The 14,490-nt window shown below is 40.8% G+C and carries 21 protein-coding genes; 18 read left to right on the top strand and 3 right to left on the bottom strand.

Annotated elements, in window-relative coordinates; genetic code table 11:
• Positions 1–596 precede the first annotated feature (596 nt).
• The 3 genes from ACHFJ9_RS16825 to ACHFJ9_RS16815 all read left to right on the top strand — a co-directional run bounded on the left by ACHFJ9_RS16825 (position 597) and on the right by ACHFJ9_RS16815 (position 1,684).
• Positions 597–797, top strand: coding sequence for a hypothetical protein (locus tag ACHFJ9_RS16825; RefSeq protein ID WP_395355566.1), 201 nt, complete (start codon positions 597–599; stop codon positions 795–797).
• Positions 790–990 (top strand): hypothetical protein, encoded by a 201-nt coding sequence (locus ACHFJ9_RS16820; RefSeq protein ID WP_025543657.1) that lies wholly within the window; start codon positions 790–792, stop codon positions 988–990. Before ACHFJ9_RS16825 ends, ACHFJ9_RS16820 begins: the two co-directional genes overlap by 8 nt.
• Positions 991–1,162: 172 nt before the next feature.
• Positions 1,163–1,684, top strand: a complete 522-nt coding sequence (locus tag ACHFJ9_RS16815; protein ID WP_109170508.1) for a GNAT family N-acetyltransferase — start codon at positions 1,163–1,165, stop codon at positions 1,682–1,684.
• 192 nt (positions 1,685–1,876) lie between these two features.
• Here ACHFJ9_RS16815 and ACHFJ9_RS16810 read toward each other — a convergent pair whose 3' ends face one another.
• Positions 1,877–2,179, bottom strand: coding sequence for a hypothetical protein (locus ACHFJ9_RS16810; protein ID WP_395355553.1), 303 nt, complete (start codon positions 2,177–2,179; stop codon positions 1,877–1,879).
• A 240-nt stretch (positions 2,180–2,419) separates the two neighbouring features.
• On the opposite strand from ACHFJ9_RS16810, the gene ACHFJ9_RS16805 reads away from it, so the two are divergent.
• From ACHFJ9_RS16805 to ACHFJ9_RS16740, 14 genes are all read left to right on the top strand, one after another.
• The gene (locus ACHFJ9_RS16805; protein WP_048625632.1) at positions 2,420–2,998 is read left to right on the top strand and encodes an ankyrin repeat domain-containing protein; all 579 of its coding nucleotides are present in this window, start codon (positions 2,420–2,422) and stop codon (positions 2,996–2,998) included.
• A gap of 116 nt (positions 2,999–3,114) precedes the next feature.
• Positions 3,115–3,477, top strand: a complete 363-nt coding sequence (locus ACHFJ9_RS16800; RefSeq protein ID WP_123768143.1) for a hypothetical protein — start codon at positions 3,115–3,117, stop codon at positions 3,475–3,477.
• Between the two features lie 157 nt (positions 3,478–3,634).
• On the top strand, positions 3,635–3,994 hold the full coding sequence (locus ACHFJ9_RS16795; RefSeq protein WP_395355607.1) for a hypothetical protein: 360 nt from the start codon (positions 3,635–3,637) through the stop codon (positions 3,992–3,994).
• 138 nt (positions 3,995–4,132) lie between these two features.
• The gene (locus ACHFJ9_RS16790) at positions 4,133–4,627 is read left to right on the top strand and encodes a GNAT family N-acetyltransferase (RefSeq protein WP_086458933.1); all 495 of its coding nucleotides are present in this window, start codon (positions 4,133–4,135) and stop codon (positions 4,625–4,627) included.
• 231 nt (positions 4,628–4,858) lie between these two features.
• On the top strand, positions 4,859–5,179 hold the full coding sequence (locus tag ACHFJ9_RS16785) for a DUF2845 domain-containing protein (protein ID WP_395355605.1): 321 nt from the start codon (positions 4,859–4,861) through the stop codon (positions 5,177–5,179).
• A 124-nt stretch (positions 5,180–5,303) separates the two neighbouring features.
• Positions 5,304–5,813 (top strand): hypothetical protein, encoded by a 510-nt coding sequence (locus tag ACHFJ9_RS16780; RefSeq protein ID WP_046268225.1) that lies wholly within the window; start codon positions 5,304–5,306, stop codon positions 5,811–5,813.
• A gap of 143 nt (positions 5,814–5,956) precedes the next feature.
• Complete coding sequence (locus ACHFJ9_RS16775; RefSeq protein ID WP_395355603.1) at positions 5,957–6,358, top strand: hypothetical protein; 402 nt, start codon at positions 5,957–5,959, stop codon at positions 6,356–6,358.
• 1,125 nt (positions 6,359–7,483) lie between these two features.
• The gene (locus ACHFJ9_RS16770) at positions 7,484–8,005 is read left to right on the top strand and encodes a GNAT family N-acetyltransferase (protein ID WP_109170508.1); all 522 of its coding nucleotides are present in this window, start codon (positions 7,484–7,486) and stop codon (positions 8,003–8,005) included.
• Positions 8,006–8,146: 141 nt separating this feature from the next.
• Positions 8,147–8,461 carry a hypothetical protein gene (locus ACHFJ9_RS16765; protein ID WP_046875176.1) on the top strand — a complete coding sequence of 105 codons (315 nt, stop codon included), beginning with the start codon at positions 8,147–8,149 and terminating at the stop codon, positions 8,459–8,461.
• Positions 8,462–9,243: 782 nt separating this feature from the next.
• Positions 9,244–9,606, top strand: a complete 363-nt coding sequence (locus ACHFJ9_RS16760) for a VOC family protein (RefSeq protein ID WP_053808694.1) — start codon at positions 9,244–9,246, stop codon at positions 9,604–9,606.
• 161 nt (positions 9,607–9,767) lie between these two features.
• On the top strand, positions 9,768–10,628 hold the full coding sequence (locus ACHFJ9_RS16755) for a hypothetical protein (protein WP_395355601.1): 861 nt from the start codon (positions 9,768–9,770) through the stop codon (positions 10,626–10,628).
• A 105-nt stretch (positions 10,629–10,733) separates the two neighbouring features.
• Positions 10,734–11,069, top strand: coding sequence for a hypothetical protein (locus ACHFJ9_RS16750; RefSeq protein WP_023585733.1), 336 nt, complete (start codon positions 10,734–10,736; stop codon positions 11,067–11,069).
• Between the two features lie 162 nt (positions 11,070–11,231).
• On the top strand, positions 11,232–12,134 hold the full coding sequence (locus ACHFJ9_RS16745; protein ID WP_395355599.1) for a restriction endonuclease: 903 nt from the start codon (positions 11,232–11,234) through the stop codon (positions 12,132–12,134).
• 137 nt (positions 12,135–12,271) lie between these two features.
• Entirely contained in the window at positions 12,272–12,580 is a 309-nt protein-coding gene (locus ACHFJ9_RS16740; RefSeq protein ID WP_069485206.1) for a hypothetical protein, read from the top strand.
• Positions 12,581–13,303: 723 nt separating this feature from the next.
• On the opposite strand, the gene ACHFJ9_RS16735 is transcribed toward ACHFJ9_RS16740, so the two are convergent.
• Together ACHFJ9_RS16735 and ACHFJ9_RS16730 are read right to left on the bottom strand one after the other, a co-directional pair.
• Positions 13,304–13,582: a type II toxin-antitoxin system RelE/ParE family toxin gene (locus ACHFJ9_RS16735; protein ID WP_258622185.1), complete on the bottom strand. Its 279-nt coding sequence runs from the start codon at positions 13,580–13,582 to the stop codon at positions 13,304–13,306.
• Entirely contained in the window at positions 13,579–13,863 is a 285-nt protein-coding gene (locus ACHFJ9_RS16730) for a type II toxin-antitoxin system RelB/DinJ family antitoxin (protein ID WP_258676484.1), read from the bottom strand. Before ACHFJ9_RS16730 ends, ACHFJ9_RS16735 begins: the two co-directional genes overlap by 4 nt.
• A gap of 197 nt (positions 13,864–14,060) precedes the next feature.
• Between ACHFJ9_RS16730 and ACHFJ9_RS16725 the strand changes: the two genes are divergently transcribed.
• Complete coding sequence (locus tag ACHFJ9_RS16725; protein WP_025441763.1) at positions 14,061–14,354, top strand: hypothetical protein; 294 nt, start codon at positions 14,061–14,063, stop codon at positions 14,352–14,354.
• The last annotated feature ends 136 nt before the right edge of the window (positions 14,355–14,490 follow it).

Here is a 14,490-nt window from a genome sequence, read left to right as displayed (position 1 = left end):
TTTAGTGTTTAAGGTGGTTTGCGGCGGCTTCGGTATTGCGTTGCTCACCCCTTAACAGGGCGTTAGTTGCCAACGAGAAAAACGCAGCTAAAACAAAATATTTAGGGCTAAGGTCCGTGTGTTTTTGGCTCGGTTTTCGTATTTCAGTTTCTAGTTATTTGGGTTTGTAAAATCGTGCGTTGGTTTCTTTTGTGGTTGTATTCTCTATTTCAGAAACCGATTTATATGTTGAAAGTTAGCTCTGTAACATTGTTTGTCCAAAGGCGCTTTTTGGTGTTGTTAGCTCGTTTTCTACGGCGTTGTATGTTCCAAGTGGTTTCAGTGACAGGCGCTTGGAAACTGCGCCTGATTTGAGTTTTCCAAAATACGCAAAGACAGTGTTGGCAAAGCGGCAATTAACATCAAATCAAAGCGTTAGGTTTGGCAACTAACAAAGCATTCAAGAGGGATTCACAACGCGTGGCATTTTTACTATGCGTTGAATTTAGTGATTAAGGTGGTTTGCGGCGGCTTTTGTATTGCGTTGCTCACCCCTTAGCAGGGCGTTATATCCTCACGCATTCAATTTTAAAGTAGATAGATGATAGAGAGAGCAAATGACGTTAATAAGTTTTGCTGACATGGAAGATAAGTTCAAAAAAGAAGTTTTAGAGCAGGAAGCTTCTTGGCACCCAGATGCAGAGTTAAGTACTTTTTCAATGGCTGCTGGGTATGCGATGAGACATGGTTATAAGCAAGGTAAGGCTTATATGTTTGCTATGGATTTAATGGACAAAGGTTTGGTATTCGATGACTAAAGAACAAGATTTGGTAAGTAAAGAGAAGTTTTTAGCATTAAAGAAGTCGTTTATTGAAAATGTAGAAAGCAAAAGTGGTGGATTTGAGCCTCATGACAATTATTGCTGGAGGTCGGTGATAACAGGTTACGCACTAGCGAATGGTTTTTCACATGATGAGGCGTATCAATTTGCGCGCGAAATGTCTCTCTAAAAAAGGTTCTGAAAGCCAATTAAGAACGGATATAACAAATTGTTCAAGAGGGATTCGCAACGCGTGGCATTTTTACTATGCGTTGGTGTTAGTGATTAGGGTGGTATGCGGCAACTTCGGTATTGCGTTGCTCACCCCTTAACAAGGCGTTAGCCCTTTTTTAGGAAATGATATGGAAATCGTACAAGAAATAGATGTTTCAGAATTGCATCATAAGGCAATCGAAGCATTAAGAAATCAAGCTTTTCCAGACCACCAAGTAAGTCGTTCTTACTTTAAGCAGTTACCTCATATGCGTGCCCTTCATTTTCAAGGTGAACAGTTGGTTGGCTATCTTGGACTGGATTATCGCGTTGTTAGCGTCAGTGGGGAAATACATAAGGTTCTGGGCGTAATCGACTTCTGTGTTGATGAACGTTATCGAGGGCAAGGTATTGGCTCTTTCATGTTGTCAGAAGTATCGGCATTTGCCGAAACTAAAGACGTTGATTTCATAATCCTCATATCTGAGTTACATGATTTCTACTCATCAAATGGCTTTAACAAAGTTCAGTGTATGCAGTCTTGGTTAAGGCTTCACGAGCACACCAACTTTGGAGTTGCTGTAGAGCATATTGATGAACTGTATGTGAAACCACTCAGAGATAAGCAGTGGGGTGTTGGACATTTTGATTGGCTAGGTTATATGTACTAGTCAACCACAGGGCTAACAAAGCATTTAAGAGTGATTCGCAACGCTTGGCAGTTTCGCTTCGCTCAAGTATAGCCAAGCGCCGCTCACACCTTAATGCGGCGTTAGTCGCCAGAAAAACTAGTAATCAAAATCATGTTTCTAAGCTCAGAATTTGGCGGATGATCGTTTGATACGCAGACGCGTCGTCGATGGTCAAAACTCTGTTTCAACTGTTTCAAGTCCCAAGTTTTGTAAATGTCCTAGCGGTTGTTTTGTTCTTTGGTGCTGACAGGGCAGGGCAATCGAGAGTCTATTTTTGCTTGCAACTCCGCTCGGTGAGTTTGTTGGTTCAAAAGCAAATTTACTCGCTGAAAAGACGTTTTCTCTGGTGTGGTAAGTTTCACGTGGTTTCAGTGACTTTGTTGAAAGTCCGCACTGTGAGATTGGTTTTGCAAAAGCGTTTTTTGGTGTTGTCAGTCCGTTTTCTACGGCGCTGTTTGTTCCAAGTGGTTTCATTGAGTAGCCGCTTTGAAACTACGCCTGACTTAAGTGCATCAAAGCACATAAAGTTTGTTGTTCGCAAAGTTTAGTTTGGCTTAAAATTGTCGCTCGGTGCCTCGCGACTAACAAACTGCTCAAGAGGGATTCGCAACGCGTGGCATTTTTACTATGCGTTGGTTTAAGTGATTAAGGTGGTATGCAGCGGCTTTTGTATTGCGTTGCTCACCCCTTAGCAGGGCGTTAGGAGGGATTATTTTGAAGCGATTTTTACTAGCAGCTTTATCCATAGTGTTTTTGACAAGTGATTCAAGTTCTTGCAAAAGCAGAAACGACCCTAGTAGTCCTATAAATATCGCAATTTATCAGATGATTGAGGGAAAAAGCAGCTCGTATGCTCAACGTTTGTTGAAGAAGGGAATGGACGTTAATACAGTCAATTCATGTGGAGCGTCACTATTACTCATGGCGTCATTTCTTGGTGACCATGAACTGGTAAAAACTTTACTATCAAGTGGTGCGCTCCCCAACATACAGAATTATGAAGGGAATAGCCCAGTTTTTGCATCTGCTAACTTCTCCAATAACAAAATATTAAAGCTACTTCTTGATAATGGAGGTGATCCCAATTTACTTCTTACTCAGGAGTATGTTTACAACTCACCATTAATGATTGCTGCAATCAATGAGAATATTGAAGGTGTTAGGTTATTATTAGAGGCGGGAGCCGATTGTAATTACCGCAATCAATTGGGAAATTCAGCAAGAAAAATTGGTGAGGCTTCATTGAATTTAGAGCTGAAAGCATTGCTTATGGCGTGCGAAAATCCCACCTAACAAACTGTTCAAGAGGGATTCGCAACGCGTGGCATTTTTACTATGCGTTGGTCTTAGCGATTAAGGTGGTTTGCAGAGGCATCGGTATTGCGTTGCTCACCCCTTAACAGGGCGTTATGAGTAAAGGCGAGTTCACGTTGATTGATAAATTAGTAAATGCTCCCAATTGGGTAAAGTATCTAGTCGGTTTTGTCGTGTTTTGTTTACTGGACGGTTTCTCTCAAGCGTGGGGGGAGAAAAACTATTTTTCTGGTGTTGTGGAAGCTTCATTAGCTGTTGCCTTATTTTGGGGGACTGCTCTAGCAACATTTGGCATGGCTGTGTACGGTGGAACTAAAGTGGCAAGCCGGTCTAGCTCCAACTTTTGGGGCTGGATTGTAGGTCTTGTAATTTTTACTTTGTTTGCAGTGGTTTCAGGTTTAGTTATAGCAGAGATCCCCGGAGTTGGTTGGCGATATAAAGCTCTTATGGGAAGTTAAGCTATGTCGTCAATTACTCATAACAAATTGTTCAAGAGTGATTCGGCACGCGTGGCATTTTTACTATGCGTTAGGTTTAGTGGTTAAGGTAGTATGCGGAAGCATCGGTATTGCGTGCCTCACACCTTAACAAGGCGTTATGTACTTGGAGAAAAATATGGATTTTCTCGTAGGTGTAGACCTTCAGGATTCATTTGTTTTGGGTTGGCACTACAATGATCAAACTCTTGAAATTGAACTAGAGTTTAGCATCTGGCCTGAGTCTAAATATTATGAAGCTCCAAAAATAGGTGAGCATACTTGCTATCGTTTGGGGTCTCTTCTTTTTGAGGGTGTCTTGAGTATTAATGGGCTCTTGAATCAAAATGATATACAGCCGACCATAGACCTTGACGGTTCAAAAGACTACGGAAACATCGACTACTTTGAAAAGAACCAATCATATTTCAAGGTTGCAGGTGGCTTTGGGAACATAGAATTTGAAAGCTCAGGTGTTCATTTTAAACTACGTACATAACAAACGCTTTAAGACGGATTCGCAACGCGTGGCATTTTCATCATGCGTTGATTTTAGTGATTTAGGTGGTGTGCGGAAACACTGTATTGCGTTGCTCACCACTTAAGCGGGCGTTATGTGCTTATGAGGAGAATTGACATGGAAGTGGTAGAGGCCAACCCTAATTTGGCCCCAATATTAGTGAGTTATGCGAAAGAATGCCTAGAATCTGGTATTTCAAAATATTCGGGTGTGGAGCAAGACCCGACAACTTATTTGTCAGGTTTGGTCGAACGTTCTAAGGCAATCTCCGAGTTACCAAAGGGATATTTACCTAGCACAACTTACTACTGTGTATCGAACTACGAAATTTTAGGTGCAATCCGAGTTCGCAAAGGTACTAATGCCAACGTAGAAAATGTCATTGGTCATGTTGGCTACGAAACTAGACCGTCAGCTCGTGGTAAGGGTGTAGCCTCATTTCTGCTTGCTTGGGTGCGAGACCATGTTGTCACTGATTCAGTTATTGTTACTTGCTCAATTGACAATCCCGCGTCTCAAAAAGTCATAGAAAACTGTGGTGGTGAATACCTCGGTAACTACACAGATGACAGTGAAGGCACGGTAAGGCGCTACCGTTTAGCACGCACATAACAAAGCATTCAAGAGTGATTCGCAACGCTTGGCAGTTTCGCTTCGCTCAAGTATAGCCAAGCGCCGCTCACACCTTAATGCGGCGTTATACCTATCCTAATTCTGTTCAATTCAATTCAATTTTTTAGCTTTATAATTAAAACGATTATGAGACATAAGGTATGGTGTCCTTTAATAAAATGCTTTAATGTCTGGTTCAAAAGTTTATATTTTTTCTTGCGAGGGTAAAAAATGGATTGGTTGATTTGGATTGTAGTCATATTAGTTGTTGGTGGGCTTATAAATAATTATCTTGAGAAAAAGAAACGAGCAAGATTAATGAAAAAATATGGTAACTCTAACCTTGTTAATAAATTGATGAAAAAGTCCATATGGCAAGGACAGACTGAAGGTCAACTGATTGATTCAATAGGAAAACCACTAGATGTTGATCAGCGAGTTCTGAAAACCAAAGTTAAAGAAACTTGGAAGTACGACAAAGCTGGTAAGAATCGATATAACTTAAAAGTTATTATCGAAAATGGACTAGTGGTCGGCTGGGACAAAAAATAGGTATAACAAAGCATTTAAGAGGGATTCACAACGCTTGGCATTTTTCATTCTATCGTCGAGTTCAGTGTTTACGGTGGTAAGATTTGGTTTTGTGGTCGCGTTGTTCACCCCTTAATGCGGCGTTATGTTCTTGGAGGAAATGTTGAAGTATCAAAGGGATGTGGTAACTTTCAGTGTATTCCGAAAACTTACAGTAAATATTTATAAAGCCATTAAATTCAAGCTTCTAGGTGAAAAAGATAAGCTAGAGTGGCAGCAAATATTGATAGCCGATGGTTTACGTATTGCAGGTTTTTGTAAGCAGGCTTATTGGCTAGCTTCAAAAGTACAAACGTTGACTTCTAGTGAGAAGCACAGGTTTTGGTCTAATCATGTTTCAGGTATTGCTTTGCAATATGCTGGTGACATGGAAGGTGCTGAAAGGGTTTTTCTACAAAGTCAGGATTATGGTTGTGAACTTTCTTTGAGTTTCAGTCTGCAACACTTGGGTAAATTACATGTAGAGCTTGGTAACTATGAGCTTGCTGAAAAGCAGTTCACTGAAGCATTGATTATTCGGAAAAAACTGAAGCGAATTGACTTAGTTGATTCGACCAACCGAGCAATGCAAGGGCTACAAAAGCTACGAACATAACAAACAATTTAAGAGTGATTCGGCACGCGTGGCATTTTTGCTATGCGTTGATTTTAGTGATTAAGGCTGTATGCGGGAGCATTAGTATTACGTGCCTCACACCTTAATTGGGCGTTATAACTAGCAGTTAAAATGAGAGAAAAATGAAAGGACTAGCTTTAATCGTTTGGGTACTTTTTAGCTCAATATATTTGCATTACCTAAGTGCGAATGTCCCTAAAGAGTACTCATTAGAAAGTTATGCTTTATTTACATTTTTACTGATCGGTGGTGGACTATCATATGATATTGCTCAAAAAATTTACCATTTGCCTAAGAACAGTAAGGGGTGGCTTGAGCTGGCCCTATATATGCTGATTGTGTTTTTGGGTCACATAGGTGTTATATCAGGCTTATTTGTAACTGCTATTTTATTGAATGATTATTCAAAAACTGTTGCATTATTAGTGGGTATGTCTATTTCATTGTCCTATTTAGCAGCTTCTTGCGTGGCTGCATACAAAAGTGAAAAGGTGTTTAAGAAATTGGCTCAAGCAATCAGCTAGATATAACAAGCAATTCAAGCTGATTCGCAACGCTCGGCGCTTTCGGTTTCAATAGGTTTGGTGTTTACGGTGCAGTGTTTGAGTAAGGTGGCAGTGTTGCTCACAACTTAATTGGGCGTTATGTTTTCGGAGGGAATATGAGCAGCTATAAGAAGCTATTTGAGTGTGTGAGACCTGACTTTATTTGTAGTCTCACAGCGACTCGGACCGAAGAACAAGGAGTTCTGAAGCTTACTCTTCGAAGTGAAAACGAAAATGTTGAACTCTATGGGTTTGAAGATTTGGCTGATTCAGTTAGTGATTTATTATCGTCTGAACGTATAACAATCTCAGAAGAACTAGGTACTTATAAAGAGTTTGGCACAATACGAATTGAGTGTTGGGTAAACGAAAGTTACTCAGAGTATTGGTGTGATCGCGCGAATGTAGAACAAACATAACAAATTGCTTAAGAGCGATTCGCAACGCGTGGCATTTTTACCATGCGTCGGTTTTTGTGTTTAAGGTGGTCTGCAGAGGCTTGGGCATTGCGTTGCTCACACCTTAGCAAGGCGTTAGCACTGGGTTGGCATCAAAGGTTAAAAGTTTTGATGTTTATTGGTTTCTTTTCCTAACTATACACCTGATCAAATGTGCCTCTCACGTTCGCTCCGGTGGCACTAGATGTATATTTTTCTCTTGGATTTCACCGTTTACGGTTTCTAACTTTTTAGCAATTTCGCTGGCGCGGTTTCTTTTGCGTGGTTGATCATTCACCTTAAATTAGGTTCTTTGATGTGGTTGTTCAAGTTCGGTGAGCGAATCCTTTTCTAATTTTAAAGCAGTGAAAATGGCGCAGTTTTGCACGTCTTTCTTCTAGCCAACTTGCGTTTTGTGGTTGAGTTCTAGTTTAGTAGTTGTCCATTTGGCTTTGGTGTTTTAAGCCATAAGTTTTGTGCTATATTTCAATATCTTGGCGTGTACCAAAAGCCAAAAGGGCAGTGTGCTAACAAACAGTTCAAGAGGGATTCAGCACGCGTGGCATTTTTGGTATGCGTTGGTTTCGGTGTTGAAGTGCTATGCAGAGGCTTATTCATTGCGTGCTTCACCCCTTAACTGGGCGTTAGCCCTTTTTTAGGAAATGATATGGAAATCGTACAAGAAATAGATGTTTCAGAATTGCATCATAAGGCAATCGAAGCATTAAGAAATCAAGCTTTTCCAGACCACCAAGTAAGTCGTTCTTACTTTAAGCAGTTACCTCATATGCGTGCCCTTCATTTTCAAGGTGAACAGTTGGTTGGCTATCTTGGACTGGATTATCGCGTTGTTAGCGTCAGTGGGGAAATACATAAGGTTCTGGGCGTAATCGACTTCTGTGTTGATGAACGTTATCGAGGGCAAGGTATTGGCTCTTTCATGTTGTCAGAAGTATCGGCATTTGCCGAAACTAAAGACGTTGATTTCATAATCCTCATATCTGAGTTACATGATTTCTACTCATCAAATGGCTTTAACAAAGTTCAGTGTATGCAGTCTTGGTTAAGGCTTCACGAGCACACCAACTTTGGAGTTGCTGTAGAGCATATTGATGAACTGTATGTGAAACCACTCAGAGATAAGCAGTGGGGTGTTGGACATTTTGATTGGCTAGGTTATATGTACTAATCAACCACAGGGCTAACAAAGCATTTAAGAGTGATTCGCAACGCTTGGCAGTTTCGCTTCGCTCAAGTATAGCCAAGCGCCGCTCACACCTTAATGCGGCGTTAGCTGTTTGTGCAATGTGGTATTGGAGAGTGAAACTAAATGGAAGCAAGATTTAATAAGTTATTAGCGTTCAGTATTGTTTTAGTCCATTTTTTTGCTTTCTCTGGGCTACTATATAAATCTCAAATTTATGGGCATATTGCGGTCTCACCAGGAGAACCTTATGGGTTAGGTGACGTTATAGATTTATTGTTTGCTAGTTTAGTTGTCTTGATGTGGTGTTGTGCGATGGTATCTTCAATTGTGGTGACTTTACTTAATATTAAAAGTAACTGGCTAGCTTCTCTGAAGGCACTTTTATACGGCACGGTTGGTCTGGTTGGTTATTTTTACGTTAATAGTTCAGTCTCCTAATACGAAACAGCTAACAAACTGTTTAAGAGGGATTCGCAACGCGTGGCATTTTTAGTATGCGTTGGTTTAAGTGTTTAAGGTTGTATGCGGCGGCTTTGGTATTGCGTTGCTCACCCCTTAACAGGGCGTTAGTTTACAAGAGGAAAAACGCAGCTATAAAGCAAGCTCTAGTGGTAAAAGCTCAAAGTCGAAATTGTCGTATCGGCGTTCAATTTCAGTGTTAATTAGCGTGATGAAAATCCAAAATTGGCATCGTTTCAACGGTTGATTTGTTCTTTGGTGCGGCGACTTTTGGGTTAACTGAGTTGAACTTTTTTGCTGAAACTCTGCTCGTTGAGTTTGTTGGTACAAAAGCCGATTTACTCGCTGAAATGGCGTTTTCTCTGGTGTGGTAAGTTCATGTGGTTTCAGTGGCTTTGTTGAAAGTCCGCATTGTGAGATTGGTTTTCCAAAAGCGCTTTTTGGTGTTGTGAGTTCGTTTTCTGCGGCGTTGTTTGTTCCACATGGTTTCATTGACTAGCCTCTTTTAGACTATGCCTGACTTAAGTGCATCAAAACACATAAAGTTTATTGTTTACAAAGTTTAAAATGACTTAAAATCAACGCTTTGGGTTTGCAAACTAACAAACTGTTCAAGAGGGATTCGCAACGCGTGGCATTTTCACTATGCGTTGGTTTTAGTGTTTAAGGTGGTATGCGGCGGCATCGGTATTGCGTTGCTCACCCCTTAACAGGGCGTTATGTACTTTAAGGAAATTGAAACCAACTCTAAAGGACTGAGAGTGATAGATCATTTTGAAATTAAGGTAGTTGCATTCGAAGAGTGTCGTGTGTTTTACCTGAATGTGTTAGAACCATTGGGTATTGAGCTTAAGTGGTCCGATGAAAATGCAGCTGGCTTTGGGCTTTTGAGCGAGCCAAATGTAAGATTTCTAATTGAAAAAGGCGTCAGTAATTCTAAGTGCCATATTGCTTTTTCTGCATCAAACAAATTACAAGTTTCAGCGTTTCATCAAGCGGGACTATCTTTAGGTGGTAAATGCAACGGTAAGCCGGGTTTACGGGAGCACTATGCTCCAAATTACTACGCAGCATTTTTGATTGATCCCGAGGGCAATAATGTGGAGTCAGTCGTTTACCTTTAGCACGTACATAACAAATTGTTCAAGAGTGATTCGGCACGCGTGGCATTTTTACTATGCGTTAGGTTTAGTGATTAAGGTAGTATGCGGAAGCATAGGTATTGCGTGCCTCACACCTTAACAAGGCGTTAGATTGGATTAGTAACATTTGTGAGTACAATAAAATGATTATTCCAAATAAAGATTGGTGGCAAGAAGAGGTTAGTAAGAGAAACTCTTTAAATTCATGTCCCTATGCAAATTCACATACTTGCCCTAGGTATTACGAAAGTGTTTTCTTGCTATCCAAAATCAATATGATTGCAGGGCTGACAAAAACCAAAAGTGATGAATTAGATCAGATTTGGGCAAATACCAGTTTTTCAGCGTTATGCGCCGAGGAAGTGCCGTCAATTGGTCAAAATCAAAATGGAAGCTTGAGTTCTGTAAGTAATTTTTGTCCTGAAGTCTCCTATAAGTACCTTGGCTATTACGCTGATTATATGTGTAAACACGTTGATGAAATTGATCAGGCTGCGGGTGAACGAAGTGCCGATAGAGATAGATTAGCTGACGATTGGAGATATTCTTGGATGTCAGTTAGCGCAAAGTTCTATCTAGATTGTGAGGTTTACGAGCGGGTCAAGTATTACAACGAGGAGTTAGGGCAAAGTTATTTAAATCGCCTTCACCCTAATATAGTTCAGTTAGTTAGTCGAATGGATCGTTGTTTAGATAACCAGGATCCTGCAGGAGCAGCTCATGCTGCTGCGAATATTCTAGAAACTATGGCAAAAGATGTTACTAATAACCCTAAAGTTGCCAATGAAACACTAGGTGGCTTCTTTAGTCAGTTTGAAAAGCGCTCAAAATTACCGCAGCCATTAATAGATGCTGTATTAGAAATATATAAAGTCAGAAATACCATACCAACAGCAGGACATGGTAGTTTGGTGACACCAACATTGACTATGATAGAGGGCATAAGTATTGCGGCTCTAACTAAAGCAATCTTGGAAATTGAATACCGATCTAAATCCATCTAACAAAGCATTTAAGAGTGATTCGCAACGCTTGGCGTTTTCGCTTCGCTCAAGTATAACCAAGCGTCGCTCACACCTTAATGCGGCGTTATGGCTTAGGAGATAAAAATGGCATTTGTATTAGCAAATACAGCAACTAAAAATCAGGCGCTCTATGCATTTGAACCAAGTCTTTCATTAGAAAGTGTCGAGTTTAAGACTGTTCGTCTTGAACATGTACATTATGATCATGATGGCAATATATTGGTTGACTCGGATACCCTAAAGGAGTTTGAAGCTTTAGGCATTCCGGTATTCGAAAGGAAGTCATCTGCTAAACAGTTTTTGGTGGGTTTAAATTTGGTAGGTAAGGCAAAGTATGTTGGTGTGCGTTACAAGCGTGCCTTTGAGCATCAATATACAGATCTTGGCTTATTCTCAAGTTGGACGGAACTAAATCGCTAAACGTGAGCTTCGCCATAACAAAGCGTTTAAGACGGATTCCCAACGCTCGGCATTTTTGCTTCTACTTCAAATTTAGTGTTTACGGTACAATGCTTTAAGTGTAGTGGTAGCGTTGCTCACCACTTAACGCGGCGTTATACGTATTAGTTCAGAGGAAGTATTATGCAGTTATTTTTCCATGATGTTGGCTTAAAAGGAGCTAATGCAGATTTCCCCAAAACTGTCTTTGGTGAAGTCGCTGCTTCCGACATCGTCGAACATTGTCCACCTCATCTACAAGCAGAAATAGAAGATAAGCTTCTAGCTGAGTTTCCCGATGGCTGGTGTAACGTCTGGGGAGTTCCTGATGGCGCCAAGAGTGTTATTCGTCAACTTAAAGTTGACGATGTCATGCTTCTAATCAAGACCACTGGTGGTGATGGTGAAATGCCTGCTCTTTGTCATGTAAAAGGCTTTTGGAAAGAGCAGCTTTTAGACCTTTCAAACTTTTTGTGGGGAAGTAGTCATTTCCCCTACGTGTTCTTTTTCAAAACTCAGCATATCGAACTGACTTGGACCCAGTTCAAGAAAGATGTTCAATATATGCCTAACTTTCGACCGTCAGGAAATGTTTATCGTGTGAAAAGCGATCGACTTGAACACTTTGGTGGTTCAGGAGGCTATGTCAGTCACCTTTTACAAAAAACATATGTAATCGATGATTTAGGTGACTATGAAATTCGAGAAAACTCACCAGAGCAGGAGTATGCTGAGGGCGAAAGGCAGGTACGTGAAGCTTCGTATTTCAAGCGTAACTCTAAGTTGGTAAAAGACGCAAAAGCCGGGTTTGGTTTTATATGCCAGGTTTGTGATTTTGATTTCGAGTCAGTGTACGGAAAAGAATTAGGCGCTGGGTTTATCGAGTGCCATCATAAGAACCCTCTACACGAAAAAGATGAAAACTACATCAGTACATTAAATGACGTTTGTGTGGTTTGTTCAAATTGTCACCGTATGCTTCACCGCACTAAGCCAGCAATGAAACCAGAAATTCTAAAAGCAAAGCTGCTCAAAAAATACGTATAACAAGCAATTTAAGAGGGATTCACAACGCTTGGCACTTTTGCTTCTACTTCAGTTTTAGTGTTTATGGCACAATGCTTTAGGTTTGGGTGGAGGCGTTGTTCACCCCTTAATTGGGCGTTAAATTACAAGAGGAAAATATGAACTTAACGGATAGTTGTTTCTCTAGTGGTACTGATGGGCAGAAAAATCTACGTGTTCATCTTATCAACCCTCCAATCAATGAACCTTGGCGTACCAAAAAAGACTATATCGAAGATCGAGATGCTTTTTCTGAGTTACAGAAACAAGCCCTCGAAGCGCATGAAAGAAGTGTTGAGGCTCATGAAATACTAAAGAAAAGTTATAGAAATCAAACAATTTCTCTGGCCGTCGTAACTCTCACTCTTGTGGCAACAATAATTGCGACTGCTATTGGAGTTATAGAATTTGTGGTATCACAGAACTAACTGTATCGAGTACGTGGTGGAGTTATAATTTAACAAAGCGTTTAAGACGGATTCCCAACGCTTGGCATTTTCGGTCTGATTTAGCTTTAGTGTTTAAGGCATAATGGTTTAGGTAGGGTGGTCTGCGTTGCTCACCACTTAACGCGGCGTTAGGCGACGGGCAGGAAAGTTCTTTGTTCTCATCTTCTTAGTTCTTTTTGACCATTCGCTTTTCTATGTCGGCAACTCAGCATTGTCGGCTTAAATTCTTGAATCTCTCTAGCCGTAAAACATGCCAAAATTCGTGGGTTGCCTCATTGGTTTTTGGAGTTGGTTGGTGGTGAGTTTAACTGGCTCAAAGTGTGGCAAGGGCAAGTCAATTGAAGCTTTCGAATTTGCTGTTAGTTTGCAGCTTTGGGTTTTTCGGGCTCAAAACCTACTTTGTTGCTAAAGGTCTGCATTTCGTGGTCGTTGGAATCTTGGCTGAAACATAGTGATATTTGTGGTTCTTGAATCACAAAAAGTTAGTGGGTGTTTGGTTGCTTATTCGGTTTCGGGTAATCTGCTTTCAAACAATCTTAAACACTGGTGGGAAACTTCGCCTAACAAGGCGTTTAAGACGGATTCACAACGCGTGGCGACTTCAGTTCAAGTTAGCTTAAGTGTTTAAGGTACAATGGGTTAGGTTTGGTGGTTAGCGTTGTTCACCACTTAACGCGGCGTTAGTTTGCCCACTGACGACAATCAGTCGGTAGGGAATTTCTGCTTTTGGTGTAAAACGCGCATTACGCGAATAATTGCACCATCAACCCAATAGGAAACGATCATTGAGATTTCGGGGATAATCAGCAATCGTCCTCGGATACCGTCACGTTGAACACCCATCAATGGTTGCTCGAGTAAATTTTCTACTTTGGCTTCAATGATTTCGTCAGTTTTTTCGGCTGCGTCAGGGTTAAAGTCATAAAGAAACTCAAAGATCTTCTCACGATCATTCAGCGATTCTTCTTCCCATAAAATCATTGTTGACCTCGGCTACGAATCTTAGCTTTTCGTTCAGCCATTCGTGCTTTTGCTGAGTCATGGTCAACAAATGAAGCTTTTCCTGAGTCAAACTTCTCAAATGCTAGGTTTACTTGTTCAGTTAACCAAGCGTCGTGAGATAATACTTTTCGTTGTTGCTCAGCCATTTGCTCGGTTAGCTCACGGCAAGCATCGCTAAGTGTGCGCCCTTGGCTCTCAGCCATTTGCTGAGCTAAGCGTTTAATTTCGTCATCAACACGAAATTGAATTCTAGTGTCCATGAGTTGCTCCTAAATTTGCGTGTGTACAAATGTTAGCACTTGCGTTAGGTAAGGGCAACTAACAAGCAATTTAAGAGGGATTCTCAACGCTTGGCACTTTGGCTTCTACTTCAAATTTAGTGTCTACGGTACAATGTGTTAGGTTGGGTGGTAGCGTTGTTCACCCCTTAATTGGGCGTTATTGCGCAGAGGCAAAAATGAAGCATAAACAAAGAGAGCTGTTAGCATATATTGAGTTGGAAAGTGGTACTGTTTTAATTGATATCGTCAAACTGACTCGAAACGGTCGCTCTTATTATTTTCAAGGTGAAAGATGGTTACGCAATCAATATGGATTAGGTTGCGATGATTGCACATCAGAATCTGGGGATAAGCTAAATATTTCCATTTTGAGTCGAAGATATGCTCCTAAGTGGATTGAAGGCAAAGTGTTGCGTGTATCTGAAAGGGCAAAAGAACGGTATGAATTTTGGCTATCAAATGGACGCTGACAGTGGCGCCGTTAGCTCAGCGCAATAACAAACTGTTCAAGGGGATTCACAACGCGTGGCATTTTTACTATGCGTTGGTTTTAGTGATTAAGGTGGTTTGTGGCGGCTTTGGTATTGCGTTGTTCACCCCTTAACA

Source organism: Vibrio sp. D3, assembly GCF_043995865.1.
GTDB lineage: Bacteria > Pseudomonadota > Gammaproteobacteria > Enterobacterales > Vibrionaceae > Vibrio > Vibrio diabolicus.
This window is presented reverse-complemented; position numbering and strand designations above follow the sequence as displayed.

Bases quoted from the DNA above. Each gene is read 5' to 3' on its own strand.
- ACHFJ9_RS16730 (WP_258676484.1), bottom strand. From the start codon at position 13,863: ATGGACACTAGAATTCAATTTCGTGTTGATGACGAAATTAAACGCTTA.
- ACHFJ9_RS16795 (WP_395355607.1), top strand. From the start codon at position 3,635: ATGGATTTTCTCGTAGGTGTAGACCTTCAGGATTCATTTGTTTTGGGT.
- ACHFJ9_RS16750 (WP_023585733.1), top strand. From the start codon at position 10,734: ATGGCATTTGTATTAGCAAATACAGCAACTAAAAATCAGGCGCTCTAT.
- ACHFJ9_RS16790 (WP_086458933.1), top strand. From the start codon at position 4,133: ATGGAAGTGGTAGAGGCCAACCCTAATTTGGCCCCAATATTAGTGAGT.
- ACHFJ9_RS16775 (WP_395355603.1), top strand. From the start codon at position 5,957: ATGAAAGGACTAGCTTTAATCGTTTGGGTACTTTTTAGCTCAATATAT.
- ACHFJ9_RS16780 (WP_046268225.1), top strand. From the start codon at position 5,304: ATGTTCTTGGAGGAAATGTTGAAGTATCAAAGGGATGTGGTAACTTTC.
- ACHFJ9_RS16740 (WP_069485206.1), top strand. From the start codon at position 12,272: ATGAACTTAACGGATAGTTGTTTCTCTAGTGGTACTGATGGGCAGAAA.
- ACHFJ9_RS16755 (WP_395355601.1), top strand. From the start codon at position 9,768: ATGATTATTCCAAATAAAGATTGGTGGCAAGAAGAGGTTAGTAAGAGA.
- ACHFJ9_RS16800 (WP_123768143.1), top strand. From the start codon at position 3,115: ATGAGTAAAGGCGAGTTCACGTTGATTGATAAATTAGTAAATGCTCCC.
- ACHFJ9_RS16810 (WP_395355553.1), bottom strand. From the start codon at position 2,179: ATGAAACCACTTGGAACAAACAGCGCCGTAGAAAACGGACTGACAACA.
- ACHFJ9_RS16815 (WP_109170508.1), top strand. From the start codon at position 1,163: ATGGAAATCGTACAAGAAATAGATGTTTCAGAATTGCATCATAAGGCA.
- ACHFJ9_RS16820 (WP_025543657.1), top strand. From the start codon at position 790: ATGACTAAAGAACAAGATTTGGTAAGTAAAGAGAAGTTTTTAGCATTA.
- ACHFJ9_RS16735 (WP_258622185.1), bottom strand. From the start codon at position 13,582: ATGATTTTATGGGAAGAAGAATCGCTGAATGATCGTGAGAAGATCTTT.
- ACHFJ9_RS16785 (WP_395355605.1), top strand. From the start codon at position 4,859: ATGGATTGGTTGATTTGGATTGTAGTCATATTAGTTGTTGGTGGGCTT.
- ACHFJ9_RS16770 (WP_109170508.1), top strand. From the start codon at position 7,484: ATGGAAATCGTACAAGAAATAGATGTTTCAGAATTGCATCATAAGGCA.
- ACHFJ9_RS16745 (WP_395355599.1), top strand. From the start codon at position 11,232: ATGCAGTTATTTTTCCATGATGTTGGCTTAAAAGGAGCTAATGCAGAT.
- ACHFJ9_RS16725 (WP_025441763.1), top strand. From the start codon at position 14,061: ATGAAGCATAAACAAAGAGAGCTGTTAGCATATATTGAGTTGGAAAGT.
- ACHFJ9_RS16765 (WP_046875176.1), top strand. From the start codon at position 8,147: ATGGAAGCAAGATTTAATAAGTTATTAGCGTTCAGTATTGTTTTAGTC.
- ACHFJ9_RS16825 (WP_395355566.1), top strand. From the start codon at position 597: ATGACGTTAATAAGTTTTGCTGACATGGAAGATAAGTTCAAAAAAGAA.